This window comes from Amycolatopsis stemonae (genome assembly GCF_054781455.1).
Genome location: NZ_BAAGUJ010000002.1, coordinates 1,026,158 through 1,052,374, shown reverse-complemented (window position 1 = coordinate 1,052,374; position 26,217 = coordinate 1,026,158). Strand labels below are relative to the sequence as shown.

Annotated in this window: 25 protein-coding genes; 13 read left to right on the top strand and 12 right to left on the bottom strand. The window is 70.8% G+C overall.

What is annotated here, in order from left to right:
- Window positions 1–59: 59 nt before the first annotated feature.
- The 3 genes from ACYVLJ_RS11290 to ACYVLJ_RS11280 all read left to right on the top strand — a co-directional run bounded on the left by ACYVLJ_RS11290 (window position 60) and on the right by ACYVLJ_RS11280 (window position 2,740).
- Window positions 60–965: a Gfo/Idh/MocA family protein gene (locus ACYVLJ_RS11290; protein ID WP_460438543.1), complete on the top strand. Its 906-nt coding sequence runs from the start codon at window positions 60–62 to the stop codon at window positions 963–965.
- A 267-nt stretch (window positions 966–1,232) separates the two neighbouring features.
- Window positions 1,233–1,886, top strand: a complete 654-nt coding sequence (locus ACYVLJ_RS11285) for a VanZ family protein (RefSeq protein ID WP_451969645.1) — start codon at window positions 1,233–1,235, stop codon at window positions 1,884–1,886.
- A gap of 119 nt (window positions 1,887–2,005) precedes the next feature.
- Window positions 2,006–2,740, top strand: a complete 735-nt coding sequence (locus ACYVLJ_RS11280) for a GNAT family N-acetyltransferase (RefSeq protein ID WP_460438542.1) — start codon at window positions 2,006–2,008, stop codon at window positions 2,738–2,740.
- Here ACYVLJ_RS11280 and arfB read toward each other — a convergent pair.
- The 6 genes from arfB to ACYVLJ_RS11250 all read right to left on the bottom strand — a co-directional run bounded on the left by arfB (window position 2,737) and on the right by ACYVLJ_RS11250 (window position 7,681).
- Window positions 2,737–3,153: an alternative ribosome rescue aminoacyl-tRNA hydrolase ArfB gene (gene arfB / locus ACYVLJ_RS11275; protein WP_451969903.1), complete on the bottom strand. Its 417-nt coding sequence runs from the start codon at window positions 3,151–3,153 to the stop codon at window positions 2,737–2,739. The genes ACYVLJ_RS11280 and arfB overlap by 4 nt on opposite strands.
- Window positions 3,154–3,202: 49 nt before the next feature.
- Window positions 3,203–4,273, bottom strand: a complete 1,071-nt coding sequence (purM, locus tag ACYVLJ_RS11270) for a phosphoribosylformylglycinamidine cyclo-ligase (protein WP_451969649.1) — start codon at window positions 4,271–4,273, stop codon at window positions 3,203–3,205.
- Between the two features lie 27 nt (window positions 4,274–4,300).
- Window positions 4,301–5,827 carry an amidophosphoribosyltransferase gene (gene purF, locus ACYVLJ_RS11265; protein ID WP_451969651.1) on the bottom strand — a complete coding sequence of 509 codons (1,527 nt, stop codon included), beginning with the start codon at window positions 5,825–5,827 and terminating at the stop codon, window positions 4,301–4,303.
- 117 nt (window positions 5,828–5,944) lie between these two features.
- Window positions 5,945–6,250: a hypothetical protein gene (locus ACYVLJ_RS11260; RefSeq protein ID WP_451969653.1), complete on the bottom strand. Its 306-nt coding sequence runs from the start codon at window positions 6,248–6,250 to the stop codon at window positions 5,945–5,947.
- Window positions 6,237–6,476: a DUF397 domain-containing protein gene (locus ACYVLJ_RS11255; RefSeq protein ID WP_451969655.1), complete on the bottom strand. Its 240-nt coding sequence runs from the start codon at window positions 6,474–6,476 to the stop codon at window positions 6,237–6,239. Before ACYVLJ_RS11255 ends, ACYVLJ_RS11260 begins: the two co-directional genes overlap by 14 nt.
- A gap of 326 nt (window positions 6,477–6,802) precedes the next feature.
- Complete coding sequence (locus ACYVLJ_RS11250) at window positions 6,803–7,681, bottom strand: helix-turn-helix domain-containing protein (RefSeq protein ID WP_460438541.1); 879 nt, start codon at window positions 7,679–7,681, stop codon at window positions 6,803–6,805.
- A gap of 200 nt (window positions 7,682–7,881) precedes the next feature.
- Between ACYVLJ_RS11250 and ACYVLJ_RS11245 the strand changes: the two genes are divergently transcribed.
- The gene (locus tag ACYVLJ_RS11245; RefSeq protein ID WP_451969658.1) at window positions 7,882–8,679 is read left to right on the top strand and encodes an SAM-dependent methyltransferase; all 798 of its coding nucleotides are present in this window, start codon (window positions 7,882–7,884) and stop codon (window positions 8,677–8,679) included.
- Between the two features lie 12 nt (window positions 8,680–8,691).
- On the opposite strand, the gene ACYVLJ_RS11240 is transcribed toward ACYVLJ_RS11245, so the two are convergent.
- Window positions 8,692–9,072, bottom strand: a complete 381-nt coding sequence (locus tag ACYVLJ_RS11240; RefSeq protein WP_451969660.1) for a sterol carrier family protein — start codon at window positions 9,070–9,072, stop codon at window positions 8,692–8,694.
- Window positions 9,073–9,128: 56 nt separating this feature from the next.
- Between ACYVLJ_RS11240 and ACYVLJ_RS11235 the strand changes: the two genes are divergently transcribed.
- The 5 genes from ACYVLJ_RS11235 (at window position 9,129) to ACYVLJ_RS11215 (ending at window position 14,015) form a co-directional block, all read left to right on the top strand.
- A complete protein-coding gene (locus tag ACYVLJ_RS11235) occupies window positions 9,129–9,833 on the top strand; it encodes a type VII secretion system-associated protein (RefSeq protein ID WP_451969662.1) in 705 nt (234 codons plus the stop codon).
- Between the two features lie 104 nt (window positions 9,834–9,937).
- Window positions 9,938–10,735 carry a lysozyme gene (locus ACYVLJ_RS11230; protein ID WP_451969664.1) on the top strand — a complete coding sequence of 266 codons (798 nt, stop codon included), beginning with the start codon at window positions 9,938–9,940 and terminating at the stop codon, window positions 10,733–10,735.
- 195 nt (window positions 10,736–10,930) lie between these two features.
- Window positions 10,931–11,800, top strand: a complete 870-nt coding sequence (locus tag ACYVLJ_RS11225; RefSeq protein WP_451969665.1) for a lysozyme — start codon at window positions 10,931–10,933, stop codon at window positions 11,798–11,800.
- Between the two features lie 177 nt (window positions 11,801–11,977).
- The gene (locus tag ACYVLJ_RS11220; RefSeq protein ID WP_451969666.1) at window positions 11,978–12,907 is read left to right on the top strand and encodes a hypothetical protein; all 930 of its coding nucleotides are present in this window, start codon (window positions 11,978–11,980) and stop codon (window positions 12,905–12,907) included.
- Window positions 12,908–12,911: 4 nt separating this feature from the next.
- Window positions 12,912–14,015, top strand: a complete 1,104-nt coding sequence (locus ACYVLJ_RS11215; RefSeq protein WP_460438540.1) for a pentapeptide repeat-containing protein — start codon at window positions 12,912–12,914, stop codon at window positions 14,013–14,015.
- A 66-nt stretch (window positions 14,016–14,081) separates the two neighbouring features.
- On the opposite strand, the gene purL is transcribed toward ACYVLJ_RS11215, so the two are convergent.
- Window positions 14,082–16,388, bottom strand: a complete 2,307-nt coding sequence (gene purL, locus ACYVLJ_RS11210) for a phosphoribosylformylglycinamidine synthase subunit PurL (RefSeq protein WP_460438539.1) — start codon at window positions 16,386–16,388, stop codon at window positions 14,082–14,084.
- Between the two features lie 435 nt (window positions 16,389–16,823).
- Between purL and ACYVLJ_RS11205 the strand changes: the two genes are divergently transcribed.
- The 3 genes from ACYVLJ_RS11205 to ACYVLJ_RS11195 all read left to right on the top strand — a co-directional run bounded on the left by ACYVLJ_RS11205 (window position 16,824) and on the right by ACYVLJ_RS11195 (window position 20,695).
- Window positions 16,824–18,458, top strand: coding sequence for an ABC transporter ATP-binding protein (locus ACYVLJ_RS11205; RefSeq protein ID WP_460438538.1), 1,635 nt, complete (start codon window positions 16,824–16,826; stop codon window positions 18,456–18,458).
- Entirely contained in the window at window positions 18,455–20,200 is a 1,746-nt protein-coding gene (locus tag ACYVLJ_RS11200) for an ABC transporter ATP-binding protein (protein WP_460438537.1), read from the top strand. Before ACYVLJ_RS11205 ends, ACYVLJ_RS11200 begins: the two co-directional genes overlap by 4 nt.
- Before the next feature lie 66 nt (window positions 20,201–20,266).
- A complete protein-coding gene (locus ACYVLJ_RS11195; RefSeq protein WP_460438536.1) occupies window positions 20,267–20,695 on the top strand; it encodes a pyridoxamine 5'-phosphate oxidase family protein in 429 nt (142 codons plus the stop codon).
- 91 nt (window positions 20,696–20,786) lie between these two features.
- On the opposite strand, the gene purQ is transcribed toward ACYVLJ_RS11195, so the two are convergent.
- A complete protein-coding gene (gene purQ, locus ACYVLJ_RS11190) occupies window positions 20,787–21,464 on the bottom strand; it encodes a phosphoribosylformylglycinamidine synthase subunit PurQ (protein WP_460438535.1) in 678 nt (225 codons plus the stop codon).
- On the bottom strand, window positions 21,461–21,700 hold the full coding sequence (gene purS, locus ACYVLJ_RS11185; protein WP_125308766.1) for a phosphoribosylformylglycinamidine synthase subunit PurS: 240 nt from the start codon (window positions 21,698–21,700) through the stop codon (window positions 21,461–21,463). The genes purQ and purS overlap by 4 nt, the downstream gene beginning before the upstream one ends.
- 149 nt (window positions 21,701–21,849) lie before the next feature.
- On the opposite strand from purS, the gene ACYVLJ_RS11180 reads away from it, so the two are divergent.
- On the top strand, window positions 21,850–23,409 hold the full coding sequence (locus ACYVLJ_RS11180) for a GMC family oxidoreductase (protein ID WP_460438534.1): 1,560 nt from the start codon (window positions 21,850–21,852) through the stop codon (window positions 23,407–23,409).
- Between the two features lie 90 nt (window positions 23,410–23,499).
- Here the strand turns inward: ACYVLJ_RS11180 and ACYVLJ_RS11175 are convergent, their stop codons facing one another.
- Both ACYVLJ_RS11175 and ACYVLJ_RS11170 read right to left on the bottom strand, forming a co-directional pair.
- Window positions 23,500–24,996 carry an aldehyde dehydrogenase family protein gene (locus tag ACYVLJ_RS11175; protein WP_460438533.1) on the bottom strand — a complete coding sequence of 499 codons (1,497 nt, stop codon included), beginning with the start codon at window positions 24,994–24,996 and terminating at the stop codon, window positions 23,500–23,502.
- A gap of 34 nt (window positions 24,997–25,030) precedes the next feature.
- Window positions 25,031–26,170 (bottom strand): MFS transporter, encoded by a 1,140-nt coding sequence (locus ACYVLJ_RS11170; RefSeq protein ID WP_460438532.1) that lies wholly within the window; start codon window positions 26,168–26,170, stop codon window positions 25,031–25,033.
- Window positions 26,171–26,217: the final 47 nt, after the last annotated feature.

Below are 26,217 nucleotides of genomic sequence, written 5' to 3'. Positions count from 1 at the left end.
CTTTAGCCAGAAGCCGCCGCGGTTCCGGCGCGACGAGCGACACACCTAGACTGCGGGCCGTGGGACAGCTCATCGCGGACGGACAGCTGCGCGTCGGCCTGATCGGCGCCGGCCCGTGGGCGACGACGGTGCACGCGCCCGGCCTGGCGGACCACCCCGGCACGGCGCTGACCGCCGTCTGGGCCCGGCGGCCCGAGGCGGCGCAAACGCTTGCGGAAGCGCACTGCGCGGCCACCGCCGGCAGCGTCGAGGAGCTGTTCGAGCAGGTGGACGCGGTCGCGTTCGCCGTTCCGCCGTCGATCCAGGCCGAGCTGGGCGTGCGCGCCGCCGAGGCCGGGAAGCACCTGATCCTGGAGAAGCCGATCGCCGCCGACCTGGCCGGGGCGCGACGGCTGGCCGACGCCGTTTCGGCCGCCGACGTCGCCGCCCTCGTCATGCTGACGCTGCGGTACTCCGCCCAGACGCAGGACTGGCTCGCCGACCTCGCCCAGGCGGGCGGCTGGGCCGGCGGCGGTGCGCGCTGGCTGTCCGGCGCGCTGCTGGGCGGCAAGTACGCGGCGTCCGAGTGGCGCCAGGACGACGGCGGCGCCCTGTTCGACATCGGCCCGCACGCGCTGGACATGCTGGACGCCGCGCTCGGCCCGATCACCGAGGTCGTGGCCGCGCGGCAGAGCCCCGGCGACCTCTGGCACCTGATGCTGGCCCACGAAGGTGGCGTGATCAGCACCGCGACGCTCTCGCTGCGGCTCCCGGTTCAGCCGACCGTGGTCGAGGTGGCCGTCTGGGGCCAGCACGGCTACCGGACGCTCGGCCGCAAACCGGGCTCGGCGCAGGAGTCCTACACCGCGCTGCTCGACGACTTCGCGGCGATGATCGCCAGCGGCACCACGACGCACCCCTGCGACGTCCGGCGCGGCCTGCACCTGCAGAGCCTCCTCGAGCAAGCCCGGCAGCTGGCCGAGTAGTACACAGGGCCCCCGCGCCGTTTTACGTTGTGAAGTAAGGGTTCTTCACGAAGCCCCCGAAGTCATCCACAGGGTTGTCCACAGCATCCACAGTGGACAGTGCGCCTCTCGACCGAACCACGGAAAGCCCCGTCGCGCCACCGGAAAGATCACCGAATAGTGCGCCCCGCTCGGACTGCCGAGTTGATCTTGCGATGCGAAGGTGATCTTGGGAGGGGCCGTTTCATCGCGCACCGATGATCTTGAGGGGTTCGAGAAGGGAGGCGCATGGAAGCCCTGCTGCGCGCCTTCTGGGGGATGATTCCGATTTCGGCCATCGCTCTGCCGTACGCGCTGCTCGGCTGGCTCCTGCTCGCGGCCCGGCGCCGCCGAAGACTTCCCGCCCGCTACGCGACCGCGACGGCCGGCGTCGACAGCGCCGCCGCCCTGCTCGGCTTTCTGGTGTTCTGCCTGGTCACGATGCCCGTCGGCACCTCTACGGAGAGCACGCTCGACCTCGTCCCCGGCGCCGACATCACGGCGGCCTTCGACGACGACGGTTCGTTCTGGCAGGTGATCGGCAACGTCCTCCTGCTCTGCCCGCTCGGCGCCCTCCTGCCCCTGCGCGTCCGCCGCCTGCGCACGCTGGTGCGCGTCGCGCTCGCCGCGATGGCCGTGTCCGTGCTGGTGGAAGGTACGCAATATCTGATCCACAACGGCCGGGTGACCTCGACCGACGACGTCCTGCTGAACACGGCGGGCGCGACGCTCGGCGCCGCGTTGAGCCGCCGCGGCTGGTGCGCGCTCGACGCCCCGCCCGTCCCGGTGGCGATCCCGGCGCAGCGGCGGACGATCTGCGAAACCCCGACGCGCACCATGCGGGTCCCGCGGTCGGTCTGGGACACGCGCTACGCCGCCATCGCGCACCCGGAACGCCAGTAAACCCGGTTGCGGGCCATGCCAAGATGGCCGGGAAGAGCCCCTTCGAGTCAAGGAACGACCGCCCGACGCCCGGCGAAGCACCCGCAAGCGTTTCCTTGACGTGCTCTCGAAAGGCTCGAATGTCTGCCATCCAGACGTATGTCCGCAAGACGGCGCCCCGCGGCCGGGAGACCGAGCAGGTCGGCCCGTTCCTCGCCACCTACTCGCCGGGCACGGCGCACCCGATGCTCAACTACGCGATCCCCGACGACGGCGCGAAGCCGACGGCGGCCGAGATCGACGCCCTGACCGAGGCGTACCGGCGGCGGGACCTGCTCCCGCGGCTCGAGTACTTCACCGACGTCGCTCCCGACCTGGAAAACGTCCTGGTCGAAGCGGGGTACGGGCTCGAGCGGCGGGTGCCGTTGATGACCTGTGAGCCAGCCGACCTCGTCGGCCGGGCGGCGCCGGCGGGGATCCGGCTGCGCGCCCCGGAATCCGACGAAGACATCCGGCGCATGCGGTCGGCGCAGAACATCGCGTTCGGCGAAGCGCCCGAGATCGGCGACGAAGAGGTCGAACGGCTGAAGACCATCGGCCGGCACCTCCTCGCGGAGGTCGGCGGCGTGGTCGTCGGCGGTGGGGTCGCGCTCGAAGTGGTCGACGGCACCACCGAGATCGCCGGGATCGGCGTGCTCGAGGCGTACCGCGGCCGCGGGATCGCCGCCGCGCTCACGGCGCGCCTCACCCGCGAGGCTCACGAGGCCGGCGCGCACACGGCGTTCCTGACCCCGGGTGACCTGGGGATCGGCCGGGTCTACGCCGGCGTCGGCTACCGGCCGGCGGGCGAGTGCGTGCACCTCTCGCTGAGCTAGTCGTCGAAGCGGCCGGAGCGGCCTCGTTTCACGTCGCTCCGGCGCTTCTTCGACGCCAGACGGCGCTCTTTCGAACCGCGTGACGGCTTCGTCGGGCGCCGTTTGGCGGGCGGCGGGGCCGACGCGTCGAGCAGCAGGTTCGCCAGCCGGCCGCGTGCCGCCTCCCGGTTCTGCAGCTGGGAGCGGTGTTCGCTCGCCGCGATCGTCAGGACGCCGTCGACCAGCCGCGAGCCGAGCCCGGCCAGCACCCGGTCACGCAGGTGCTCCGGGATCGACGGCGACGCGGCGACGTCGAAGGACAGCTCGACCCGCGAGTCCGTGGTGTTGACGCCCTGGCCGCCCGGGCCGGAGGACCGCGAAAAGCGCTCGCTCAACTCGGCTCCCGGGATCACGAACCGGGAGCCGACCCTCACGTCTTCGGCGGCCACACCCTCAAGTGTGACAGCCGCGATCAAGTACGTTTCAGAACCGCGGGTGGTCGCCCGAAAGCACCGCGCGCGGGCCGTCGACGTCGTCGGCGGGCTGGACGTCGCCCAGCACCCACGCCGGGACGTGCCGCGCGGTCAGCATGGCCAGCGCCCGGTCGACGTCTTCGGCGCCGACGATCGCGACCATGCCGACGCCCATGTTGAACGTCTTCTCCAGCTCGGCACGCTCGACCTTGCCGCGCTGGCCGATCAGGGCGAACACCGGCGCCGGCGTCCAGGTGCCGCGGTCAAGGCGGGCGACCAGGCCACGCGGCATGACGCGGGCCAGGTTCGCCTCGAGACCGCCGCCGGTGATGTGCGCGAACGTCCGGACCTCGGTCTCGGCGGCCAGCGCCAGGCAGTCCTTCGCGTAGATGCGCGTCGGCTCCAGCATCTCCTCGCCGAGGGTGCGTCCGAACTCTTCGACGTGCCCGCCGAGCGGCATCCGCGCGATGTCCAGCAGCACGTGCCGGGCCAGGGAGTACCCGTTCGAGTGCAGCCCGGACGAGCCGAGCGCGAGCACGACGTCACCCGGGCGGACCTTCTCCGGCGAGAGCAGTTGCGACGCCTCGACGACGCCGACGCCGGTGGCCGACATGTCGTAGTCGTGCTCGCCCATCAGGCCCGGGTGCTCGGCGGTCTCACCGCCCAGCAGCGCGCAGCCGGCCTGGACGCAGCCTTCGGCGATGCCGCCGACCAGGGCGGCGATCTTCTCCGGGTGCACCTTGCCGACGGCGATGTAGTCCTGCAGGAACAGCGGCTCGGCACCGGTCACGACCAGGTCGTCGACGACCATCGCGACCAGGTCGATGCCGACCGTGTCGTGCTTGTCCAGCGCCTGCGCGACCGCGATCTTGGTGCCGACGCCGTCGGTGGACGACGCGAGCACCGGCTCCTTCCACTTGTCGAGCTTCAGGGAGAAGAGCCCGGCGAAGCCGCCGACGCCGCCCATGACCTCGGGGCGGGTGGCCCGCTCGGCGTGCGGCTTGAGCAGCTCGACGGCTTGGTCACCGGCGTCGATGCTGACGCCGGCGGCGGCGTACGTGGCGCTCGTGGACTCGCTCACGGTGGACGGACTCCCTACTGGAACGTCTTAGGGACGCCGGACGGCGTCTTCGGCACCGTACCCGGCGGGGCTGACCGGGGTCGCCGCGCCATTGACCGAGTCGAGGCTTTCGAGCAGGTGCTTCCCGATCAGCGCGTCCTCCGGGAGCGGGATCGGGTACTCGCCGGAGAAGCACGCCGTGCACAGCCGCGACTTCGGCTGCTCCGCCGCCGCGACCAGGCCGTCCAGGGAAATGTAACCCAGGGAGTCGGCCCCGATCGAGCGCCGGATGCCGTCGAGGTCGACGCCGTTCGCGACGAGTTCGGCTCGCGAGGCGAAGTCGATGCCGTAGAAGCACGGCCAGCGCACGGGCGGAGACGCGATCCGGACGTGCACCTCGAGCGCGCCGGCCTCCCGCAGCATGCGGACGAGCGCGCGCTGGGTGTTGCCGCGGACGATCGAGTCGTCGACGACGACCAGGCGCTTGCCGCGGATGACGTCGCGCAGCGGGTTCAGCTTGAGCCGGATGCCCAGCTGGCGGATGGTCTGCGACGGCTGGATGAAGGTGCGCCCGACGTAGGCGTTTTTCACCAGGCCGGTGCCGTAGGGGATGCCGGAACCCTGGGCGTAGCCGATCGCCGCGGGGGTCCCCGACTCCGGCACCGGCATCACGAGGTCGGCTTCGACCGGCTGCTCGCTGGCCAGCCGGCGGCCGATCTCGACGCGGGTGGCGTGCACGCCGCGGCCGGCGATCGTGGTGTCGGGGCGGGCGAGGTAGACGTACTCGAAGACGCAGCCCTTGGGGTCGGGGTTCGCGAACCGCGACGAGCGCAGGCCCGCGGCGTCGATCGCGATCAGCTCGCCCGGCTCGACCTCGCGGACGAAGGACGCGCCGACGATGTCGAGGCCCGCCGTCTCGCTGGAGACGACCCAGCCGCGCTCGAGCCGGCCGAGCACCAGCGGGTGCACGCCGTGCGGGTCACGCGCCGCGTACAGCGTGTTCTCGTCGGCGAAGACCAGGCAGAAGGCGCCCTTGAGCGTGGGCAGCAGCTCCATCGCGGCGGCTTCGATGCCCTTGTCGGCGGCGTTCGCGGCGAGCAGGCCGCAGACCAGGTCCGAGTCGCTCGACGAACCGGTGAGGCCCGCGTGCGGCTTCAGCCCGGCGGCGATGGTGCGCTCGCGCAGCTCGGCCGTGTTGACGAGGTTGCCGTTGTGGGCGAAGGAAAGGCCGCTGCCGGTGTCCGTGGTGCGGAAGATCGGCTGGGCGTTCTCCCAGATGGTCGCGCCGGTGGTCGAGTACCGGCAGTGCCCGACGGCGATGTGGCCCTGCAGCGACTGCAGGATCTGCTCGTCGAACACCTGGCTGACCAGGCCGAGGTCCTTGAAGACCACGATCTGCGAGCCGTCGGAGACGGAGATGCCGGCGGCCTCCTGGCCCCGGTGCTGCAGGGCGTAGAGGCCGTAGTAGGTCAGCTTCGCGACTTCTTCCCCGGGAGCCCAGACGCCGAAGACGCCACACTCCTCACGGGGTTCCGGTTCGGGCTGGTCGGACACGAGCTGGGGGTCGGAAACCACCGAGGAGCTCCTGGGAGTACGTGGTCGGGCCGTGTCCAGTGTAAACGCTGCGGACATGAGTCAGGCCCCGCCCGACGTGGTTCTGACCACTTCGGACAGGGCCTGGAGCCTTGACACCTAGCAGGCATCCGGCAGCGAGAGGATCTCCGTGAGCACCTGGGCACCTTCTCCGCGGCGGCGCCACAACCAGCGCTCCGGCTCGAAGATGTTCTCTTCGGTACCGGGCATCCGGGTCGCCACGACGTCGTCTTCGGCGTTGAGCCGGACCACGTCCACCACGTCGTCGTGCACCCGCACGCCGACGACGGCGAGGACTTCACCGCGCTCGTCGGCGGGGTGGACGAACTGGTACCCGCGGGCCACCAGCTCCTGCAGTCCGGACTCGATGTCGAAGTCGGGGGCGACGGCCTCAGCCGAGGACATCGTCGAATTCACCGTCCTTCGCGCCGGCCAGGAACGCCGCCATCTCCGCGCGCGTGTAGACGAGCGCCGGGCCGGTCGGGAAGCGCGAGTTGCGCATCGCGATCTCGCCGTTGGACAGCGGGGCGACCTCCACGCAGTTGCCGACGGCACCGCTGTAGCTCGCCTTGCGCCACGCGGCGCCGGACAGCCGGTCGGCCGGGATGCCGTTCTCGAATCGCTCAGCCATGGTCCCACCTCTCGAAGCGGAATAAGCCTCGGGCGTTGCATCTGCATGTGCATTTGCCCGCGTATCGAAGGCTAGCACGTGTGCCTGCAGCGGTAAATGCACGTGCAGAATTTCTTGCAAAGTTCTCGCACGGTAAAGAATCACCAGGTCACGGTTAACCTATCGGGTGATAGATGGCTGCCCTAACGGGTTAACAGCTACGAGTAGTCACCGCTCATCGGGGCATCAACAAGGAGCTTCGACTGAGTTTGCGGACGTCGTGAATGCCCCGTTCGGGACGCGGGAGGCAGCGAATGCGTTTTTCGCGACGTTCAGTGAAGGCTTGCTCAGATCTCCGCGCGGCGCTTCGCGAGCAGAGCCCGGCTCCGCTCCGGCGTCTCGGCGTCGACCGCCAGCATGTCCAGCGCGCGGCTGTACTTTTCGATCTCTTCGCGCTTCTCGATGTAGTGCGCGCCCGTCAGGTACTCGACGTAGGCGATGTTCGGCAGTTCCGGCTCGCCGAACCGCAGCAGCGAAAACGCGTGCTCGGCCGACAGGCCGCTGCGCGAATACGGCAGGACCTGCACCGACACGTGCGGCAGCGCGCTCATCTCCAGCAGGTACTCGATCTGCTGCTTGAGCACCTTCATCCCGCCGATCGGGCGGAACAGCACGGACTCGTCGAGCACCATCCACACGCGGGGCGCGTCCGGCCTGCTGAACATCTTCTGGCGCCGCATTCGCAGCGCGACCAGCTGGTCGACGCGCTCGTCGGCCATCTCCGGGCGGCCGTGGCTGAAGATCGCTCGCGCGTACGACTCGATCTGCAGGAGTCCCGACACGTACAGCGGCTCCCAGATCTGGATCCGGGCCGCGGCCTCTTCCAGGCCGACGAGGTCGGTGAACCAGTTCGGCATGGTGTCGCCGAAGCGCCGCCACCAGCCCGGCTCGTTCGACTGCTTGACCATGTCGAGGAACGTCTGGCGCTCGGTGGTGTCCTCGACGCCGTACATCGTCAGCAGGTCGGTGACGTCGCGTTCCTTGAACCCGACCCGGCCCAGCTCCAGGCGGCTGATCTTCGACTCGGACCCGCGGATGTTGTACCCGGCCTGCTGCCGGGTGATGCCCGCCTCTTCGCGGAGCCTCCGCAGCTGCGAGCCCAGGATCATCCGGCGCGCAGTGGGGCCGATGTTCTGTTCTCCTGCGGACGCGTTCACCGCGTTCATTCCCGGACCTTCCGCGCTCACGTCACCAGGGGGTTCTAGCCCGACTACCGAAAGTACACGTTAACCCGTCCTGCGCAAAGAGGTGACCCGGTTTACCCCATGCGCGCGTCGGCCTACTCTACGTAGAGTACGAGACTTTCGACACAGAACTTGCGAGGTTCATCATGCCCGACGCCGCGACCCGGACCGAACGAGTTCCCGTGGGGGTCGACCCGACCCGAGCGAGCATCGCGCGCGTGTACGACGCCTTCCTGCTCGGGAAGGACAACTACGAGATCGACCGGGAGGTCCTGCACAAGGTGCAGCAGGCCGCCCCGGAGGCCCAGGACCTGGCGTTCGAGAACCGCGGGTTCCTCATCCGGGTGTGCCGCTTCCTCGCGAGCCAGACCGGCATCACGCAGTACCTCGACCTCGGCTCCGGGCTGCCGACGGCGGAGAACACCCACCAGGTCGTCCAGCGGATCCACCCCGAAGCCAAGGTCGTCTACGTCGACAACGACCCCGTGGTCCTCGCCCACGGCCGGGCGCTGCTCGAGGAGAACGAGCACACCCACTTCGTCGCCGAAGACATCTTCGAGCCGCAGCGCATCCTCGAGAACGAGGTCATCCGCGAGCACATCGACTTCAGCCAGCCGCTCGTGCTGCTCCAGATGGGCACTCTGCACCACTTCAAGGGCGACCACGCCCGGCCGGCCGAGATCATGCGCCAGTACGTCGACGCGCTGCCGTCCGGCTCGTTCGTCGGGCTCAGCCACTTCTTCGACCCCGAGAACGAGGACTCCGCGACCGCGCGCCGGATGGAGGACTTCTTCGTGCACAGCCCGATGGGCTCCGGCACCTTCCGCACGCAGAAGGAGATCGAGGAGCTGTTCCCGGGCCTCGAAATGGTCGACCCCGGCGTGACGCTGTGCGCCGACTGGTGGCCGGACGGCCCGCGCCTCAAGGACCTCAACGTCGCGCAGCGGACCATCGCCGGCGGCGTCGGCCGCAAGCCGTAGGCACCCCGTCCGTCAGAGGCGGACGAGGGGGAGCCAGTGGGAAAGGTCGGCCCGGGTGCCCGATGCGGACACCCGGCCGTCCGCCACGGCCGTGGTCCAGTCCAGCCGGCCCGTGGCGAGTTCGAGCCACGTGCGCGGGTCGGTCTCGATCACGTTCGGCGGGGTGCCGCGCGTGTGCCGCGGCCCCTCGACGCACTGCACCGCCGCGAACGGCGGGACGCGCACCTCGACCGTGCGGCCCGGCGCGTCCGCGGCGAGCGCGCGCAGGCTGAGCCGGACGGCCGCGGCCAGGTCCGGCCGCGCCGGGTCGGGCGCATCGCCCTGCAGCCAAGGGGAAATCGCCAGCACCGCCGCACGTAACTGTCCGGGGTCGACCGAACGCGAAGAGGCCATGGGCAAACAGTAGAGTGGCGCACCAAGACTTTTCAGGCACACCCGAGAACGTGGGGATGACGATGGCGCAGCGGGACGAGGCAGATCGGATGGTTTCCCAGCAGCCCACCGGAAGCGGACCCGATCGCCCCGGCAAGCACAGCAAGCACAACCGCGCGGCGCGGCGCGGCGGCCAGCAGGCCCGCCGCTCGGGCAAGCACGGCACACCCGAGATCACCGCGGAGATGCGCACGAACGCCCGGGCCAACCCGAACAGCTGGCTCTACGTCATCGACGAGGCCTTCGACCCGAACGGCCCGGTGCCGTCGTGGGCGGTCGTCGGCGCCTACCCGGTGAACGGCGCGGGCGACGTGGTCGCGGACTTCCACCCCAACGACCGCTACCGGCCCTCGCCCAAGGCGCTCGGCTTCCCGGAGCCGACGAACGACCTCGAGCAGCTGCTGCAGCTCGTGCGGACCGAGCACCGGCCGCCGTCGGACCTGCCGAAGATCGTCCTCGACTCGACGTTGTTCGTGTACGCGATGTCGCCGGTGCAGCGCACGGTGATCGGGTTCCACAACACCGACGGCCGGGTCATGGTGCCGGCCTACACCCGAAAGGCGCTGGTGCCGCGCGAGTGGCCGCACGCGCGGGCCGTGGTCGGCCGCGACATCGTCGGCCTGCTCGGCGGGCACCCCGTCGCGATCAACCCGCACGACCTGATCACGGCGGTCGTCCCGGCCGAGCACCTGCTGAAGGCGCTCGCGGACGAGCAGCGCTGACCTGCGGCTTTAACCCCATCGAGTGAGCACCGATTCGCCGGATCGGCGACGCCGGTGCATCGTGAGGCTGAAGGAAACTCACGTGACCGGTGGGGAGCAAGAGGGTGAGACGTCGTTCGCTGCTGCCCGCTGTCCTGGCCGTCGTCCTGCTCGGAGCCGGGCAGGCGCCCGCGACGGCTGACGACGTCTACGCGGGCGCCGAAGAGCACTACGCGGGTTCACAGATCGCCAAGATCGAAGGCGTCGACGCGGTGCCCAACGTGCTGTACGGGCCCGACGACCAGCAGCTCGGCCACGACGTCAGCGGCCACCAGGGCCCGGTCGACTGGCCGGGCGCGGCTCGGACGGGCGCGAAGTTCGTCTACGTGAAGGCGACCGAGGGCACCGGGTTCGTCAACCCGCAGTTCGCCCAGCAGTACAACGGGTCCTACGACGCCGGCCTGATCCGCGGCGCCTACCACTTCGCCCGGCCGGACGTCTCCGACGGCGCGTCGCAGGCCCGCTACTTCCTCGCCCACGGCGGCGGCTGGTCGGCCGACGGCCGGACCCTGCCGGGCGCGCTCGACGCGGAGTACAACCCGTACGGCGAAACCTGCTACGGCAAGGACGCCGCCGGCATGGTCGCCTGGATCCACGACTTCTCCGACACCTACCGCGGCGCGACCGGCCGCTACCCGACGATCTACACGTCGACGAGCTGGTGGAAGCGGTGCACCGCGAACAACGGCGGTTTCGGCGACAATCCGCTGTGGATCGCCCGCTACAACACCACCATCGGGGAGCTCCCAGCCGGCTGGGGCGTGCACACGATCTGGCAGTTCGCCGACAGCGGATCGCTGCCCGGCGACCAGAACTGGTTCAACGGCTCGGCGGACCGGCTGCGCGCGCTCGCGCTGGGCTGAACGGCCCAGCACCCGACGAGTAATAGGTGTTAACCGGTCACCAATTGACGATCGACTCCCCGGGAAAATCACCCACGCGTATACCCAATTTCACGGAATTGAGTGACAAACGCCACCTTGTCCTCAACAATCGTGCACGGGCGGCTACCTGCAGTAAGCCGCCCTCAGCGAGGGTATCTGTGAAGGGATTCAACGATGTCCACTTCCCGAAGAGGGCGGCTGTTCGCCGCCCTGGTCGTCCCGGCCACGCTGCTCCTGCTCGGCAGCACGGCCCAGGCGGCGACCTTCTCCCCCGAGGCCGACCCCGTGTCCGCGATCAACGCGGACATCGCCGTGCACAACCACGAACTGGGGTCGCAGATCCGGCGCGTCGAAGGCGACAAGTCGACACCGGACACGCAGAAAGCGGCGCAGCAGCCGCAGCCCGGCCAGGCCGTTCCCGGCCAGGTGCTGGCCACTGTGGCCGGCATGGACGTCGCCAGCTACCAGGGCAACGTCGACTGGGCGAACTGGTGGAACCAGGGCAAGCGGTTCGTCTGGACCAAGGCCACGGAGAGCACCAGCTACACGAACCCGTACTTCGCGCAGCAGTACAACGGCTCCTACAACCAGGGCTTCATCCGCGGTGCCTACCACTTCGCGACCCCGAACACCGCGAGCGGCGCGGCGCAGGCCCAGTACTTCGTCGCCCACGGCGGTGGCTGGTCGAAGGACGGCAAGACGCTGCCCGGGGCACTGGACATGGAGTACAACCCGTACGGCGCGACCTGCTACGGGCTGAGCAAGGCCGGGATGACGTCATGGATCCTCGACTTCCACGACACCTACCACGCCCTCACGGGCCGGTACCCGGTGATCTACACGTCGACGAGCTGGTGGAGCAGCTGCGTGAGCGGTGACTTCTCCAGCACGGCCCCGTTGTGGGTCGCGCGGTACGCCTCGTCGGTGGGCACCCTGCCCTACAACTGGGGCTACTACACCGTCTGGCAGTACACCTCGAGCCCGCTCGACCAGGACACCTTCAACGGTGCCTACGACCGGCTCCAGGCCCTCGCCGTCGGCTGACCCGCACCCCTTCCGGCTCCCGGATCGTGACGACTTCGCGTCGCCCGGCCCGGGAGCCGGTTTCATGCCGTACCGTCCGAGCTTGCAGAATGCTGCTCACCACGTCCTGGGGGAACCAGTGGGGCCTTGCGGACGTCGGAAGCGCACGAACACCCAGCGCCCGGAAGGCATGGAAAGATGACGTACCCGCCTCAGCCGGGCCAGCCCGGCCAACCCGACCCGTACGGCCAGCAGCAGCCGGGGTCCGGCGGCTTCCCGCAGCAGCCGTACCCGCAGCAGGGTGGGTGGGACCCCAACCAGCAGCAACAGCCGTACCCGACGCAGCAGTACCCGCAGGGCTGGGACCCGAGCCAGCAGGGGTACCCGCCGGCGTCGGGCGGCTTCCCGGCGAGCCCGCAGCCGCAGTGGGGTGACCCGAACGCCCAGCAGCAGCAGGCGTGGGACCCGAACGCCCAGCAGCAGTCGGCCTGGGCCGACCCGAACGCGCAGCAGTACGGCCAGCAGGCCTGGGACCCGAACCAGGGCGGCCAGATGTCGGGCTGGGAGCCGGCGCAGGGCTACGGCCAGGGCTTCGGCGGGCCGCCGGCGCCGCCGAAGAAGAGCAAGACCGGGATGTGGATCGCGATCGGCGCGACCGTCGTGGTCGTGCTCGCGGTCCTGGGCGTCACCGGCTTCGTCGCGCCGGGCTTCTTCCTGTCGAAGGAGGAAAACACCGCCGCCGCCCCGCCGAGCACGTCGGCCAATCCGACGGCGCCGAAGACGACTCCGAAGAAGACCACGCCGACGACGAAGCCGTCTTCGCCGAGCGGCTCGGGCAACGCGGACGCCAAGGGCGTGCTGCAGGGCTTCATCGACAAGCTGAACGCGGGCGACAACGCGGGCGCCCTGGCGTTGGGCTGCTCGGACTCGAAGCAGCTGCTCGACTCGTGGCTCAAGACGTTCCTCAAGCCGCCGCTGCAGCTGACGCTCGGCGAGGTGCCGGACGACCAGTTCCTGGTCGAGGGCCAGGTCACCGGCACGTCCGCGGGCAAGAACGTCAAGGGCACGCTGAGCGCGACGAACTTCGACGACAAGGGCTTCTGCATCAGCACCATGCTCGTTTCCTGAGCCGGTGAAGCCGTGGCGATCACCGCTGGCGTGGACGTTCCTCGCCGCGGTGGTACTGCTGGTGGGGGTCGGCGGCTGGCTGCTGACCGACCCCGCCACCAGCCGCAGTGACGCGCTGAAGACCGGCGGCCTGGCCGGCGGCGCGATCGTGGCGCTGTACGCGCTGTGGCTGAACGACCGGCGCCGCCGCGTCGAGGAACAGCGCCAGGACATCGAACGCCGTCGGCACGAGCTCGAAGCGCAGCGTGCGGAGCAGGACCGCGAGCGGGTGGCCGACGAGCGGTTCGCGAAGGCTGTGGAGCTGCTCGGCCACGACGCCGACCAAGTGCGCGTCGGGGCGCTGCACGCGCTGGCCGGGCTGGCCCGGAGCCGGCCGGAGTACACGCAGACGATCCTGGACGTGCTGTGCTCCTACCTGCGGCGGCCGTTCGACCACCCCCGTTACCAGGAGGGCGTCGAGCGGACGCAGAAGGAGAACGACGTCGGCGAGCCGGACCAGGAGCGGGAGCTCACCGTCCGGCTCACCGCGCAGCGGCTGGTCAAGGTCCTCCTCCCGGCCGCGAGCGACGACGAAGCGCCCGTCTACGACCTGGATCTGACCGGTGCGGTGCTGGAGTACCTCGACCTGAACGACCGCAAGATCGGCAACATCCTGCTGCGCTACGCGTCGCTGCACAGCAGCACGCACTTCAACCGGTGCCGCGTGGTCGGCAAGGCGTTCTTCACCGGCGCGGGTGCCGGTCCCGGCCGGCTGCTGGGCTACTTCCGTTGCCGGGAAACAGTTTTTGCGGATCGAGCCTGGTTCAGCGGCACCCGCTTCGCCGAAAACGCCGACTTCAAGAACACCGAGTTCGGCGGCCCGACGACGTTCAAGGACGCCGTGTTCGCCGGCGACGCCGAGTTCACCGGGGCGCACGCGACGGACTCCCTGGACCTGCGGCGCACCCGGTTCGAAGGACAGACCGACCTGCGGTTCACGTCGCTCCCGGCGTCGGTCTCGCTGTACGACACCCGCGTCCGGTCCGAAAAGGACGTTCAGCTGCCGGGTGGCTGGCGCCTCGACGAACTCCGCGACGGCGAGTCCCGGATCGTCGCCGAGGTCGGCTAGCGCACGACGCCGCCACCGGCGATCTGTCCACAACCCGGCCGGGCTGTGGACAGATCGGCCTCCGCGTCAGCCGAACAGGGCCGGAAGCGTGCTCTCCCAAGCGGTGCGCAGCTCGTCCAGCGTGAACTCCGTGATGCCCTGCAGCTCCAGCGTGCCCGACTCCGGGTCCACCACGCCGGTCTTGCGCCACGGCAGCCCGCGGGCCGTGCACATCTCGGTGAAGCGCAGCTCCTCCGTGCGCGGGACCGCCACCAGCACGCGGCCCGCCGACTCGGAGAACAGCTGGACGAACGGGTCCTGGTCCGCGTCGAGGAACACGCGGGCGCCGCACTGTCCGATGAGGACGGTCTCGACCAGGGTCTGGATCAGGCCGCCGTCCGACAGGTCGTGCGCCGCCGAGATCATGCCGTCGCGGGAACCCGCCACCAGGATCTCGCCCAGCAGCTTCTCGCGGGCCAGGTCCACGCGCGGGGGCACGCCGCCGAGGTGGCCGTGGAGCTCGCGGGCCCACGCCGAGCCGTCCAGCTCGTCGTGCGTTTCGCCCAGCAGCAGCAGGGTTTCGCCCGCCTCGGCGCCGATGCCCGTCGGGATGCGGCGGGTGACGTCGTCGATCACGCCGAGGACGCCGATCACCGGCGTCGGCAGGATCGCCGTCGAGCCCGTCTGGTTGAAGAAGCTCACGTTGCCGCCCGTCACCGGGATGCCCAGCTCGACGCAGCCGTCCGCGAGGCCGTGCACCGCCTGCTCGAACTGCCACATCACGCCCGGGTCGGTCGGCGCGCCGAAGTTCAGGCAGTCCGACACCGCGACCGGCGTCGCGCCGCCCGTCGCCACGTTGCGGTACGCCTCCGCCAGCGCCAGCTGCGCGCCGCGGTACGGGTCCAGGTAGACGAACTTGCTGTTGCAGTCCGTCGCGACCGAGACGCCGCGGCCGGTCGACTCGTCGATCCGGATCATGCCCGAGTCGGACGGCTGCGAAAGCACGGAATTGCCGCGCACGTACCGGTCGTACTGCGACGTCACCCATTCCTTCGACGCCTGGTTGGGCGACGCGATCAGCTTGAGCACGTCCGCGCGCAGTTCGTCCGGAGTGGACGGACGCGGCAGCTTGGCGGAGGTGTCGGCGATCAGGGCGTCCTGAGTGGACGGACGCTCGATCGGCCGGTCGTACACCGGGCCCTGGTGGGCGACCGTGTGCGCCGGGACGTCGACGACGACCTCGTCGTGCCAGGTGATCACGAGGTGCTCGCCGTCGGTGACCTCGCCGATGTCGGTCGCGATGACGTCCCACTTGCGGCAGACCGCCATGAACGCCTCGACGTTCTCCGGCGAGACGACCGCGCACATGCGCTCCTGCGACTCGCTGGAAAGCACCTCAGCAGGCGTCATTCCCGTGGCGCGCAACGGAACGCGGTCGAGGTAGACGTGCATGCCGCCGTCGCCGGCCGCCGCGAGCTCGGACGTCGCGCAGGACAGCCCGGCGCCGCCGAGGTCCTGGATGCCGACGACCAGCTTCTGCGCGAACAGCTCGAGGCAGCACTCGATGAGCACCTTTTCGGTGAACGGGTCGCCGACCTGGACGCTCGGCAGCTTCTTGCGGCCGGACGCCGACTCGTCACCCGAAAAGGTGTCACTTGCGAGGACGGAAACGCCGCCGATGCCGTCGAGGCCGGTGCGGGCACCGAACAGGATGATCTTGTTGCCGGTGCCGGACGCGAACGCCAGGTGCAGGTCCTCGACGCGCATCGCGCCGACGCACAGCGCGTTCACCAGCGGGTTGCCGGAGTAGGACGGGTCGAAGACGAGTTCGCCGCCGACGTTCGGCAGGCCGAGGCAGTTGCCGTAGCCACCGACCCCGGCGACGACCCCGGGCAGCACGCGCTTGGTGTCGGGGGCGTCGGCCGGGCCGAAGCGCAGCGCGTCGGACACCGCCAGCGGGCGCGCGCCCATGGCCATGATGTCGCGGACGATGCCACCGACGCCGGTCGCGGCGCCCTGGTACGGCTCCACATAGGACGGGTGGTTGTGGCTCTCCACCTTGAAGGTGACCGCCCAGCCCTCGCCGATGTCGACGACGCCCGCGTTCTCCCCGATGCCGGCCAGCATCTTGGCCTTCATCTCGTCGGTGGCGGTCTCCCCGAAGTACCGCAAGTGCTTCTTCGACGACTTGTAGGAGCAGTGCTCGCTCCACATCACCGAGTACATGGCCAGCTCGGCGTCGGTGGGCCGGCGGCCGAGGATCTCGCGGATGCGGGCGTACTCGTCGTCGGCGAGCCCGAGCTCGCGGTACGGCTGGGTCTGGTCCGGGGTCGCCCCGGCGCGCTCGGTGGTGTCAACGGTGCTGGTCACGGTGTCCGTGTCAGGGTTCGCCACGGCCGCCAGGATACGTGCCGGGCCCGGGCGCCCCGGACGGTGGGCCGCCGAAATCGGACGGCCACCGAGCGGGTGTGAGCGGGGCGACACCGGCCGCGTGCCCTGTGGACAAGCCGAGCCCGCGCGCCCGGAAATGTCGGTGCCCGCGAGTAACGTCGAAACCGGGGGTCCCCCCACGGGCCGGGGGTGTGGAGCGGGGCGAGCAGCGGCGGGGCGCCACTCACGGGTCCCAGGTGCCGAACGGGGCGGGCAGCGCCGGAGCGCCACCCACGGGTCCCAGGTGCCGAGCGGCGCTGGGTCGCCACCCAACGGGCCGGGGCGCCGAGTGGGAGAGAGCGCCCACGAGCCGCGGGCGCCGAGCGGGAGCGGGCGCCGGGCGCCGGGCGCCGGAAAATCAGTCGCCTTCCGCTGGTCGTCGGCTTACCGTCGGGAATCGTGCTTTCCGCCACATATCCCTTTCCCACGCTGCGGCTGCCTGTGCGGCCGAGCGCGAGCCGCTTCCTGCTCGCCGTGTTCCGGGCCCGGCTCGGCATGGTGCTGGGCGCCGCCGCGCTCGGTGTCGTGTGGGCGCTGCCGGGCGCGCTGCTGCCGCTGGTCGTCGGCCAGGGCGTCGGCGCCGTCAGCGCGCACGACGGCGCCGCGATCTGGCGCTGGGCGCTGGCCGCCGCCCTGCTCGGGGTGGTGCAGACGCTCACCGGGACCTGGCTGCACTTCCTCAACTACGGCCTTTGGCTGCACGGCGCGGGGGCGACGCAGCGCGCCGTGTCGGCGCACACCACCCGCGTCGGCGCCGGCCTGCGCGAGAAGACGACCACCGGCAACCTGGTCGCGATCAGCACGACCGACATCAACCACATCGGCAACACCGTCGAGATGACCGGCCGGGCGTTCGGCTCGCTGCTGGCGTTCGTCGTGGTGGCGGTCTGGCTGGTCTCGACGTCGCCGTTGCTCGGCGTGGTCGCGCTGGTCGGCGTGCCGGTCGCGGTGCTGGGCATCGGGCCGTTGCTGGCGCCGCTGCAGAACCGCAAGGCGAAACAGCGCGAGAAGCGCGGAGACGTCAACGCGCTCGGCGCGGACATCGTGTCAGGCCTGCGGATCCTGCGCGGCATCGGCGGCGAGCGGCGGTTCTTCGCCCGCTTCCGCGAGACGAGCCAGCGGGTGCGGCTGGCCGGCATCGACGTGGGCCGGGCCGAAGCGTGGCTGGCCGCGGCGGAGATCGCGCTGCCCGGCCTGGTCACCGTCGCGATCACCTGGCTCGGCGCGCGGCTGGCCGTCGCGGGCGAGATCGGCATCGGGCAGCTGGTGGCGTTCTACGGCGTTTCGGCGTTCCTGATCTGGCCGGTCACGGCCGCGACGGAGGCCGTCGGCTCGATCACGTCGGGCCTGGTCGCGTCGCGGAAGGTGGTGGCGCTGCTGGCGATCCGCCCGAAGCTGGCGGACCCGGAGACGCCCGTCCGGCTGCCCGAGGGGCCGCTGGAGCTGGTCGACACCGAGTCCGGCGTGCGCGTCGCGGCCGGACGGCTGACGGTCGTCGACTTCGGCGCCGACGGCGAAGCGGTGGCCGACCGGCTGGCGCGCTTCGCCGACCCGGCCGAGGGCGAGGAGGTGCTGGTCGGCGGCGTCCGGGCGGACCACGCCGCGCTCGCGGAGCTGCGGCGGCGGGTCGTCTACGCGCACAACCAGGACATCTGGTTCTCCGGCGTGCTGCGCGAGCAGCTGGCGCCGGCGCGGCCGGGCGAGGTCAGCATCACCGAAGCGCTGTACGCGGCCGACGCCGACGACATCGTCGAGGCGTTGCCCAACGGCGTCGACGAGCTGATCGGCGAGCGGGGCCGCGAGGTGTCCGGCGGCCAGCGGCAGCGGCTGAACCTGGCCCGCGCGCTGGCGACCGACGCCGACGTCCTGGTGCTGGACGAGCCGACGTCGGCAGTCGACGCGCACACGGAGGCACGCATCACCGAGCGCGTCGCGGCCCTGCGCCGCGGCAGGACGACGGTGGTGTTCAGTCAGAGTCCTTTGTGGACACATGTGGCAGACGAGGTTTTCACGGCGAAGGCAGTGACGGTATGAAACGGCTCCCCACGGCGTCCCGGCGGGACGTCCGGCGCTGGGCGATGAAGACGGCGGCGACCCACAAACGCGAGTTCGGCCTGCTCATCGGCTCGCTCGCGGTGGCGACGCTGATCGGGCTGGCCGGGCCGCAGCTGCTCGGCACGCTGGTCGACGACGTCGCGGCCGGCACGACGACGGGCCGCGTCGACGTGCTGGCGGCGGTGTTCGTCGGGATCCTGGCGCTGCAGGCGCTGGCGCGGAAGGTCGCGCGGCTGCGCGGCGCGATGTTCGGCGAGCTGGTGCTCGCCGAGACGCGCGAGGAGTTCGTCGGGACGGCGTTGCAGCTGCCGCTCGGCACGGTCGAGGCGGCCGGCACGGGCGACCTGCTCAGCCGCGCCACCACCGACCTCGGCCGGATCGACCACGCGGCGCGGTTCGCGGCGCCGGAGATCCTGGTCGCGGCGGTGACCGTCGTCTTCACGGTCGTCGCGATGGTCCTGACGTCGCCGCTGCTCTCGCTGGGCCTGCTGGTCGCGCTGCCGCTGCTGGTCAGCGTGAACGTCTGGTACCAGCGGCGGATCCCGTCGGTGATGCAGTGGATGCTCGACCGCTGGGCGGACCTGACGACGAGCGTCCACGAGACGGCGGAGGGCGCGCGCACGATCGAGGCGCTCGGGCTGACGGACCGCCGGATCGGCGCGGCGCACGACGCGCTGGACCAGAGCGTGCTCGGCGAGCGGCGGATGCGGGCGCTGCAGCTGCGGTGGCTGCCGTCGCTGGAGATCAGCTACGTGCTGCCGCTGGCGGTCATGCTGCCGCTCGGGCTGCTCGCGTACACGCGCGGCTGGGCCGGGCTCGGCGAGATCACCACGATGCTGCTGTACGTCCAGGCGATGTCGGCGCCGCTGAACGAGGCGTTGTTCTGGTTGGAGGACCTGCAGGTCGCGGCGGCCGCGGCGCGCCGGATCCTGGGCGTCCACTCGGCGTCGGCCGAGGAGTCGCCGAAGGTGACGGAGGTGCCTCGCGGACGCGACATCGACGTCCACGGCGTCCGGTTCGCGTACACGGCCGACCGCGAGGTGCTGCACGGCATCGACCTGCGCGTACCCCGCGGCGAGCGGCTGGCGATCGTCGGCCCGTCCGGCGCGGGCAAGTCGACGCTCGGCCGGCTGCTGGCGGGCATCGCGGCCCCGACGTCGGGTTCGGTGCGCATCGGCGGCCAGGACGTCTCGGCGCTGGCCGACGACATCCTGCGCGGCGAGGTCCTGCTGCTGACCCAGGAGCACCACGTGTTCTCCGGGACGCTACGGCAGAACCTGGCGCTCCCGGCGCGTCGCGCGGGCGGCGACTGGACGGACGACGAGCTGCTGGCGGCGCTGACCTCGGCGGGCGCGTCGGACTGGGTCGCGGCGCTGCCTTCCGGCCTGGACACGAAGCTGGGTTCGGGCGAGCACCCGGTGCCGGCGGCGATCGCGCAGCAGCTGGCGCTGGCGCGCGTCGTCCTGGCCGACCCGCACACGCTGGTCCTGGACGAGGCGACGTCACTGCTCGACACGGGCTCGGCGCGTGACCTGGAGAAGTCGCTGAACAGCGTGCTTTCCGGGCGCACGGTGATCGCGATCGCCCACCGCCTGCACACGGCGGCGGCAGCCGACCGGGTCGCGGTGGTCGAGGGCGGCCGCATCACGGAGCTCGGCCCGCACGCGACGCTGTTGGAAGCGGGCGGCTCGTACGCACGTCTGGTGGCGGCGGCTTCGTAGTCCGGAATGTCCGGACTGCTTCGGCGGTTGCTCCCCAGGTAGGCGAGCTACTACCTGGGGAGTGACATGTCGTCGTTCGTGATGACCGCCGCGGAGCGCGAAGAGTTCCTGAGCGGGGTGCACGTCGGGGTGCTGGCGGTGGAGCGCGCGGGACGGGCACCGCTGGCGGTGCCGATCTGGTACGACTACGAGCCGGGCGGCGAGCTGCTGATCTGGATGGAACGCGACACGGTGAAGGACCGCGCGATCACCGCGGCCGGGCGCCTGAGCCTGGCGGTCCAGGACGAGAACCCGCCGTACAAGTACGTGACGGTCGAGGGCCCGGTGGTGGCGAACGACGAGCCGCCGACGCGGGAGCAGGCCTTGCGGATCGCGGGCCGCTACTGGCCCGCGGACCAGGCGAAGGCGTACGTCGACTCGGCACTGGGGTCACGCTCGGTCCTGGTGCGCGTCCGCCCGGAGAAGTGGCTGTCGAACGACCAGAGCAAGAGCTGACGGCGCCCGGGGCTGTGGACAACTCGAGTCCGCAGCCCCGGAACTGTCGGCCCCCCTCGATAAACTGGAAACCGGGGGGCGCGGCCCGTCCTCAGGCCTTGATCAGCGCGTCCACCGCGCTGTAGAACATGCCGAGCCCGTCGTCGGACGGCCCGGTCAGCGCGTCGATCGCGTGCTCCGGGTGCGGCATCAGCCCGACGACCCGCCCGTTCTCGCTCCGGATCCCGGCGATGTCGTTGCGCGACCCGTTCGGGTTCCCGCCGACGTACCGGAACACGACGCGCCCCTCGGCCTCGAGCTCGTCCAAAGTGGACTGCTCGGCCACGTAGCAGCCGTCGATGTTCTTCATCGGGATGAGGATCTCGGCGCCCGCCTCGTACCGCGTGGTCCACGCCGTCGCGTTGTTCTCGACCCGCAGCCACTGGTCGCGGCAGATGAAGTGCAGGCCCTGGTTGCGGATCATCGCGCCCGGCAGCAGGCCGGCCTCGCACAGGATCTGGAACCCGTTGCAGATGCCGAGCACCGGCATGCCCCCGCGCGCCGCCTCGATCACCGAGTTCATCACCGGCGCGAAGCGGGCGATCACGCCCGCCCGCAGGTAGTCGCCGTAGGAGAAGCCACCCGGGACGACCACCGCGTCGACGTCGTGCAGGTTTTCGTCCGCGTGCCACAGGGGCACCGCTTCCGCGCCGGCGTACGTGACCGCGCGGGCCGCGTCGCCGTCGTCGAGGGTGCCCGGGAAGGTGATGACGCCGATACGCGCGCTCACGCGTCCACCCGCTTGATCGTCCACTGCTCGATGACCGGGTTCGCGAGGAAGCCCTCGGCGATCTTTTCGAGCGTCGCGTCGTCGACCGTGTCGTCGACCTCGATCTCGAAGTGCTTGCCCTGGCGGATCTCCTTGATCCCGGTGAAGCCGAGACGGCCGGCGGCGCCGAGCGCGGCCTGTCCCTGCGGGTCGAGGATTTCGGGCTTCGGCATGACGTCGACAACGACTCGGGCCACGGCAGGCTGCTCCTTATTCACGCAGGTCGTGGGTACCCCGCGAGCATAGTTCACCCAGTTCGGGAGGCCGCGGGGACCTAGACTGGCCGCACGCGCCGACCTGCGCCATGATGAGTCGTTGACATCGCGCCAACAGCTGTGGAGGCACCGTGGACTCCTACGACTACGTGATCGTCGGCGCCGGGAGCGCCGGGTGCGTGCTGGCGAACCGGCTCACCGAAGATCCGTCCGCCCAGGTCCTGCTGCTCGAAGCGGGCGGCGAGGACACGGCCGACGAAATCCACATCCCGGCCGCGTTCGCCTCGCTGTTCAAGAGCAAGTGGGACTGGAACTACGAGACCGTCGAGCAGAAGCACACGGGCAAATCCGCGTACTGGCCGCGCGGCAAGATGCTCGGCGGCTGCTCGTCGATGAACGCGATGATCTACATCCGCGGCAACCGCGCCGACTACGACGGCTGGCGCGATCAGCACGGCGCCGAGGGCTGGGGCTGGGACGACGTCCTCCCGTACTTCAAGCGCGCCGAGGGCAACCAGCGGCTCGACGGTCCCCTGCACGGCACCGACGGCCCGCTGCACGTCGAGGACCGCCGCTTCACCCACGAGCTGTCGCACGCCTGGGTGGACTCAGCCGTCTCGTGGGGCCTCAAGCGCACCGACGACTTCAACGGCGAGAGCCAGGAAGGCGCCGGCGTCTACCAGGTCACCTGCAAGAAGGGCCGTCGCTGGTCGACCGCCGACGCGTACCTGCGCCCGGCGCTCGAGCGGCCGAACCTCACGGTGAAGACGGGTTCGCCCGCCACCCGGATCGTGTTCGAGGGCACACGCGCGGTTGGAGTGTCCTATTTGGACAACGGAGTGGAGCGCACCGCCCGCGCGTCGGCCGAGGTGGTGCTCTCCGGCGGCGCGATCAACTCGCCACAGCTGCTGATGGTCTCCGGCGTCGGCCCGGCCGAGCACCTGCGTGAGCACGGCATCGACGTCGTCGCGGCGCTGCCGGGCGTCGGCGAAAACCTCCACGACCACCCGGCGTGCGGGATCATCTGGTCGACGCGCGGCACGACCGACCTCGTCGACGCCGCGACGCCGCGCGGTCTCGTCCGCTACCAGCTGACGAAGCGCGGGCCGCTGACGTCGAACCTCGGCGAGGCGGGCGCGTTCTTCCCGACCACGAACGGCCTGCCGGCTCCCGACATGCAGATCCACGTGGTGCCGTCGTTGTTCTACGACAACGGGTTGCGCGAGCCGACCGTCTCCGGCTTCACGTCGGCGGCGACGGTGGTGGACGTCGCGAGCCGCGGCCGGCTGCGCCTGAAGTCCGCAAACCCGTTGTGGAAGCCGGAAATCGACCCGGCCTACTACGCGGATCCGCGGGACATGGACTCGATGATCGCCGGGCTGAAGGCACTCATCGAGATCGGCAGGTCGGGACCGCTCAAGCGGTTCCTCGACAAGCCGTTCCTGCCCGAGCGCCACGACCTGGGCGACACCGAGCTGGCCGACCACGTCCGCGAGAACACGCAGACGCTGTACCACCCGGTGGGGACGTGCGCGATCGGTTCGGTGGTCGACCCCCAGCTGCGCGTCCAGGGCGTGGAGGGCCTGCGTGTGGTCGACGCGTCGGTGATGCCGGTGGTACCGCGAGGCAACCCGAACGCCCCGACGATCATGGTGGCGGAGAAGGCCGCCGACCTGATCCGGGGCCGGTAGGCCAGGCCCGGGGCTGTGGACAACTCGCCTCCACAGCCCCGGAACTGTCAGTGCCCCGCACTAAACTGGATACCGGGGGCCGCGGCCCGCTCAGCGCTTGCCGTGCAGGATCGTCACCAGCTTGGCGACCAGCGCGTCCGTCGACTCCTTGCGGCTGAACGACGTCAGCGTCAGCGGCGCCGTGAAGCGCTGTCGCGCGATCGCCTTCGTCCGGGCGAATTCGCGGAGCCCCTCCGGGCCGTGGATGCGGCCGAAGCCCGAGTCGCCGACGCCGCCGAACGGCAGGGACGCGATGCCCGCGAACGAAAGCGGCGCGTTGATCGCCGTCATGCCCGTGCGCAGCTTTTCCGCCAGCTCCACGCCGCGGGACTTCGAGAAGACCGTCGACCCCAGGCCGTACTTCGTGTTGTTCGCGAGCTCGACCGCCTCGTCCATGGTGCTGACCTTCGCGATCGTCACCGTCGGGCCGAACGTCTCCTCGGTGACCGCTTCGGAGTCCTCCGGGACGTCGACCAGCACCGTCGGCTGGGCATAGCGGTCGCCGACCGAGTCCTCGCCGCCCAGGACAGCCTTGCCGCCGCGGGCCAGCGCGTCCTGGATGTGGCGCTTGATCACGCCCAGCTGCGACGGCATCGTCACCGGGCCGTACTGCGCGGCCTCGTCCGAACCCGCGCGCACGTCCTTCGACTTCTCGACGACCTTCGCGACGAACTCGTCGTGCACCTTCTCGTGGACGTACACGCGCTCGACGCCGATGCACGTCTGGCCGGAGTTGGAGAACGCGCCCCAGACCGTCGCGTCCGCGGCGGCGTCGAGGTCGGCGTCCGCGTCGACCAGCACCGGGTCCTTGCCGCCGGCTTCGATGACGACCGGGGTGAGCGTCTCGGCCGCCGCGGCCATGATCCGCTTGCCGGTGGCCGTCGAGCCGGTGAAGGCGATCTTGTCGACGCCGGCGCCGACGAGCGCCGCGCCCGTCTCGCCGAAGCCCGTGATCAGCTGCAGCACCGGCTGCTCCGGCACGACCTCGGCGAACGCGTCGACCAGCCACTTCCCGACGCCCGGCGTGTACTCGCTGGGCTTGAAGACCACGGCGTTGCCCGCCGCCAGCGCGTACGCGATCGAGCCGAGCGGCGTGAACACCGGGTAGTTCCACGGCCCGATCACGCCGACCACGCCCAGCGGCTGGTACTCGACGGTCGCCGCCTGGTTCGACATCAGCAGGCCCGCGGACCGCTTCTGCTTCCCGAGGATCTTCTTCGCGTGCTTGCCCGCCCACGCGATGTGCTCGATGGCGAGGACGCTCTCGAGCTGCGCGTCCGCGATGGGCTTGCCCGTCTCGTCGCGGACGACCTGGCACAGCTGCGGCAGCCGGCGCGTCAGGACGCCCTTCCAGCTTCGGAGCCGCTCCGCGCGCCCGGCGAAGCCGAGGTCCGCCCACCACTGCGCCGCGACGCGGGCGCGCTCGACTGCCGACTTGACGTCTTCGGCCGTGTGGATCGGGTAGGTTCCGACCACCTCGTCGGTCGCCGGGCTCAGCGAGTCGAAGGTCTCGCCGACCGACGTCGGCTTCGGCTGGACGGCAGTCATCGGCGTCTCCCTGGAGGTCGCGGGTCAGCCCAGGTTACGACGTTACTGACAGTGTGCCAATAGCTCGTGCGGGCTTCCGCACCAGCATTCCACCGGCGATCGCCGCGGCAAAGACACCGAACAACGGCGCGAGCCACAACGGCAGCACGCCGACCGCCAGCGAACCGAGCCCGAACCCGCACGCCTGGACCGTGAAGGACAACGAGAACCCTGCTGACCTGCGGTTCTTCGGCAGCAGCCGCTGCAGGTTGACCGATGTCGCGGCCACCAGCGGCCCGGTGCACCCGCCGATCAGGGCGATCGACACGAGCAGGCCGGCCCAGCCGAAGTCGCCCGCGAGGGCGAGTCCGCCGACGACGAAGCCGCCCAGGAACAGCCGCGGGTCACCGGTCTTCCCCCGCCACGCGTAGAGCGCGCTGCCCGCGATGCTCGCCCCGCTCAGCACGGCGATCACGACCGGCGCGGCCGTCTCGGGTGCGCCGAGGCGCTGGACCAACGGCAGCGGCGCGACCTCGATCGTCGAGAGCAGCAGCCCGACGGTGAACGCGCAGCACAGCCACGGCAGGTAGGTGACGAGCCGCGCGGGCGGGACGTCCTTCGCGGATTCCACCCGTTCGTGTGCACTCGTGCGACGCGGGACCAGCACCGCCGCGGCCACGCATGCGGCGGCCATCGCGATCAGCGGAACGAACGTGCCGACCAGGTCGAGCACGGCGACCAGCGCCGGGCCGCCGATCAGCACGCCTTCGAGGAGCATCGCGTCGACCGAGATCGCGCGGGGCAGCAGCTCGTCGTCGACGGTGTCCGCGAGCAACGTCCGGAACCCGCCGGACAGCGCCCCACCCGAGATACCGGGCAGCAGGACGAGCGCGACCAGGACGGGCGCGGGCGCGTCGGCGGCCAACGCGAGGACGACGAACCCGGCCGCCGTCAGGAGCAGCAGCCCCGGCAAGCCACGCGCCGGGCCGACGCGGTCGAGCAGCCGCCCGACCGGTACCGCGCAAGCCATCTCGGCGGCGACGTAAACCGACATCAGCACACCGCCGAGCCGGTACGAGCCGGTCGTCGCCGTGGTCAGGAGGGTGAACGCGAGCGGGGCCATGGTCGCCGGGAGCCGGGCGAACTGGACGCCCGCCGACCAGCGCCAGTAGGCGCGATGGGTGAACAACGACATGTCCACACGTTCGCGCGGCGCGATTCTGCGGCACACTGATTCGGGTG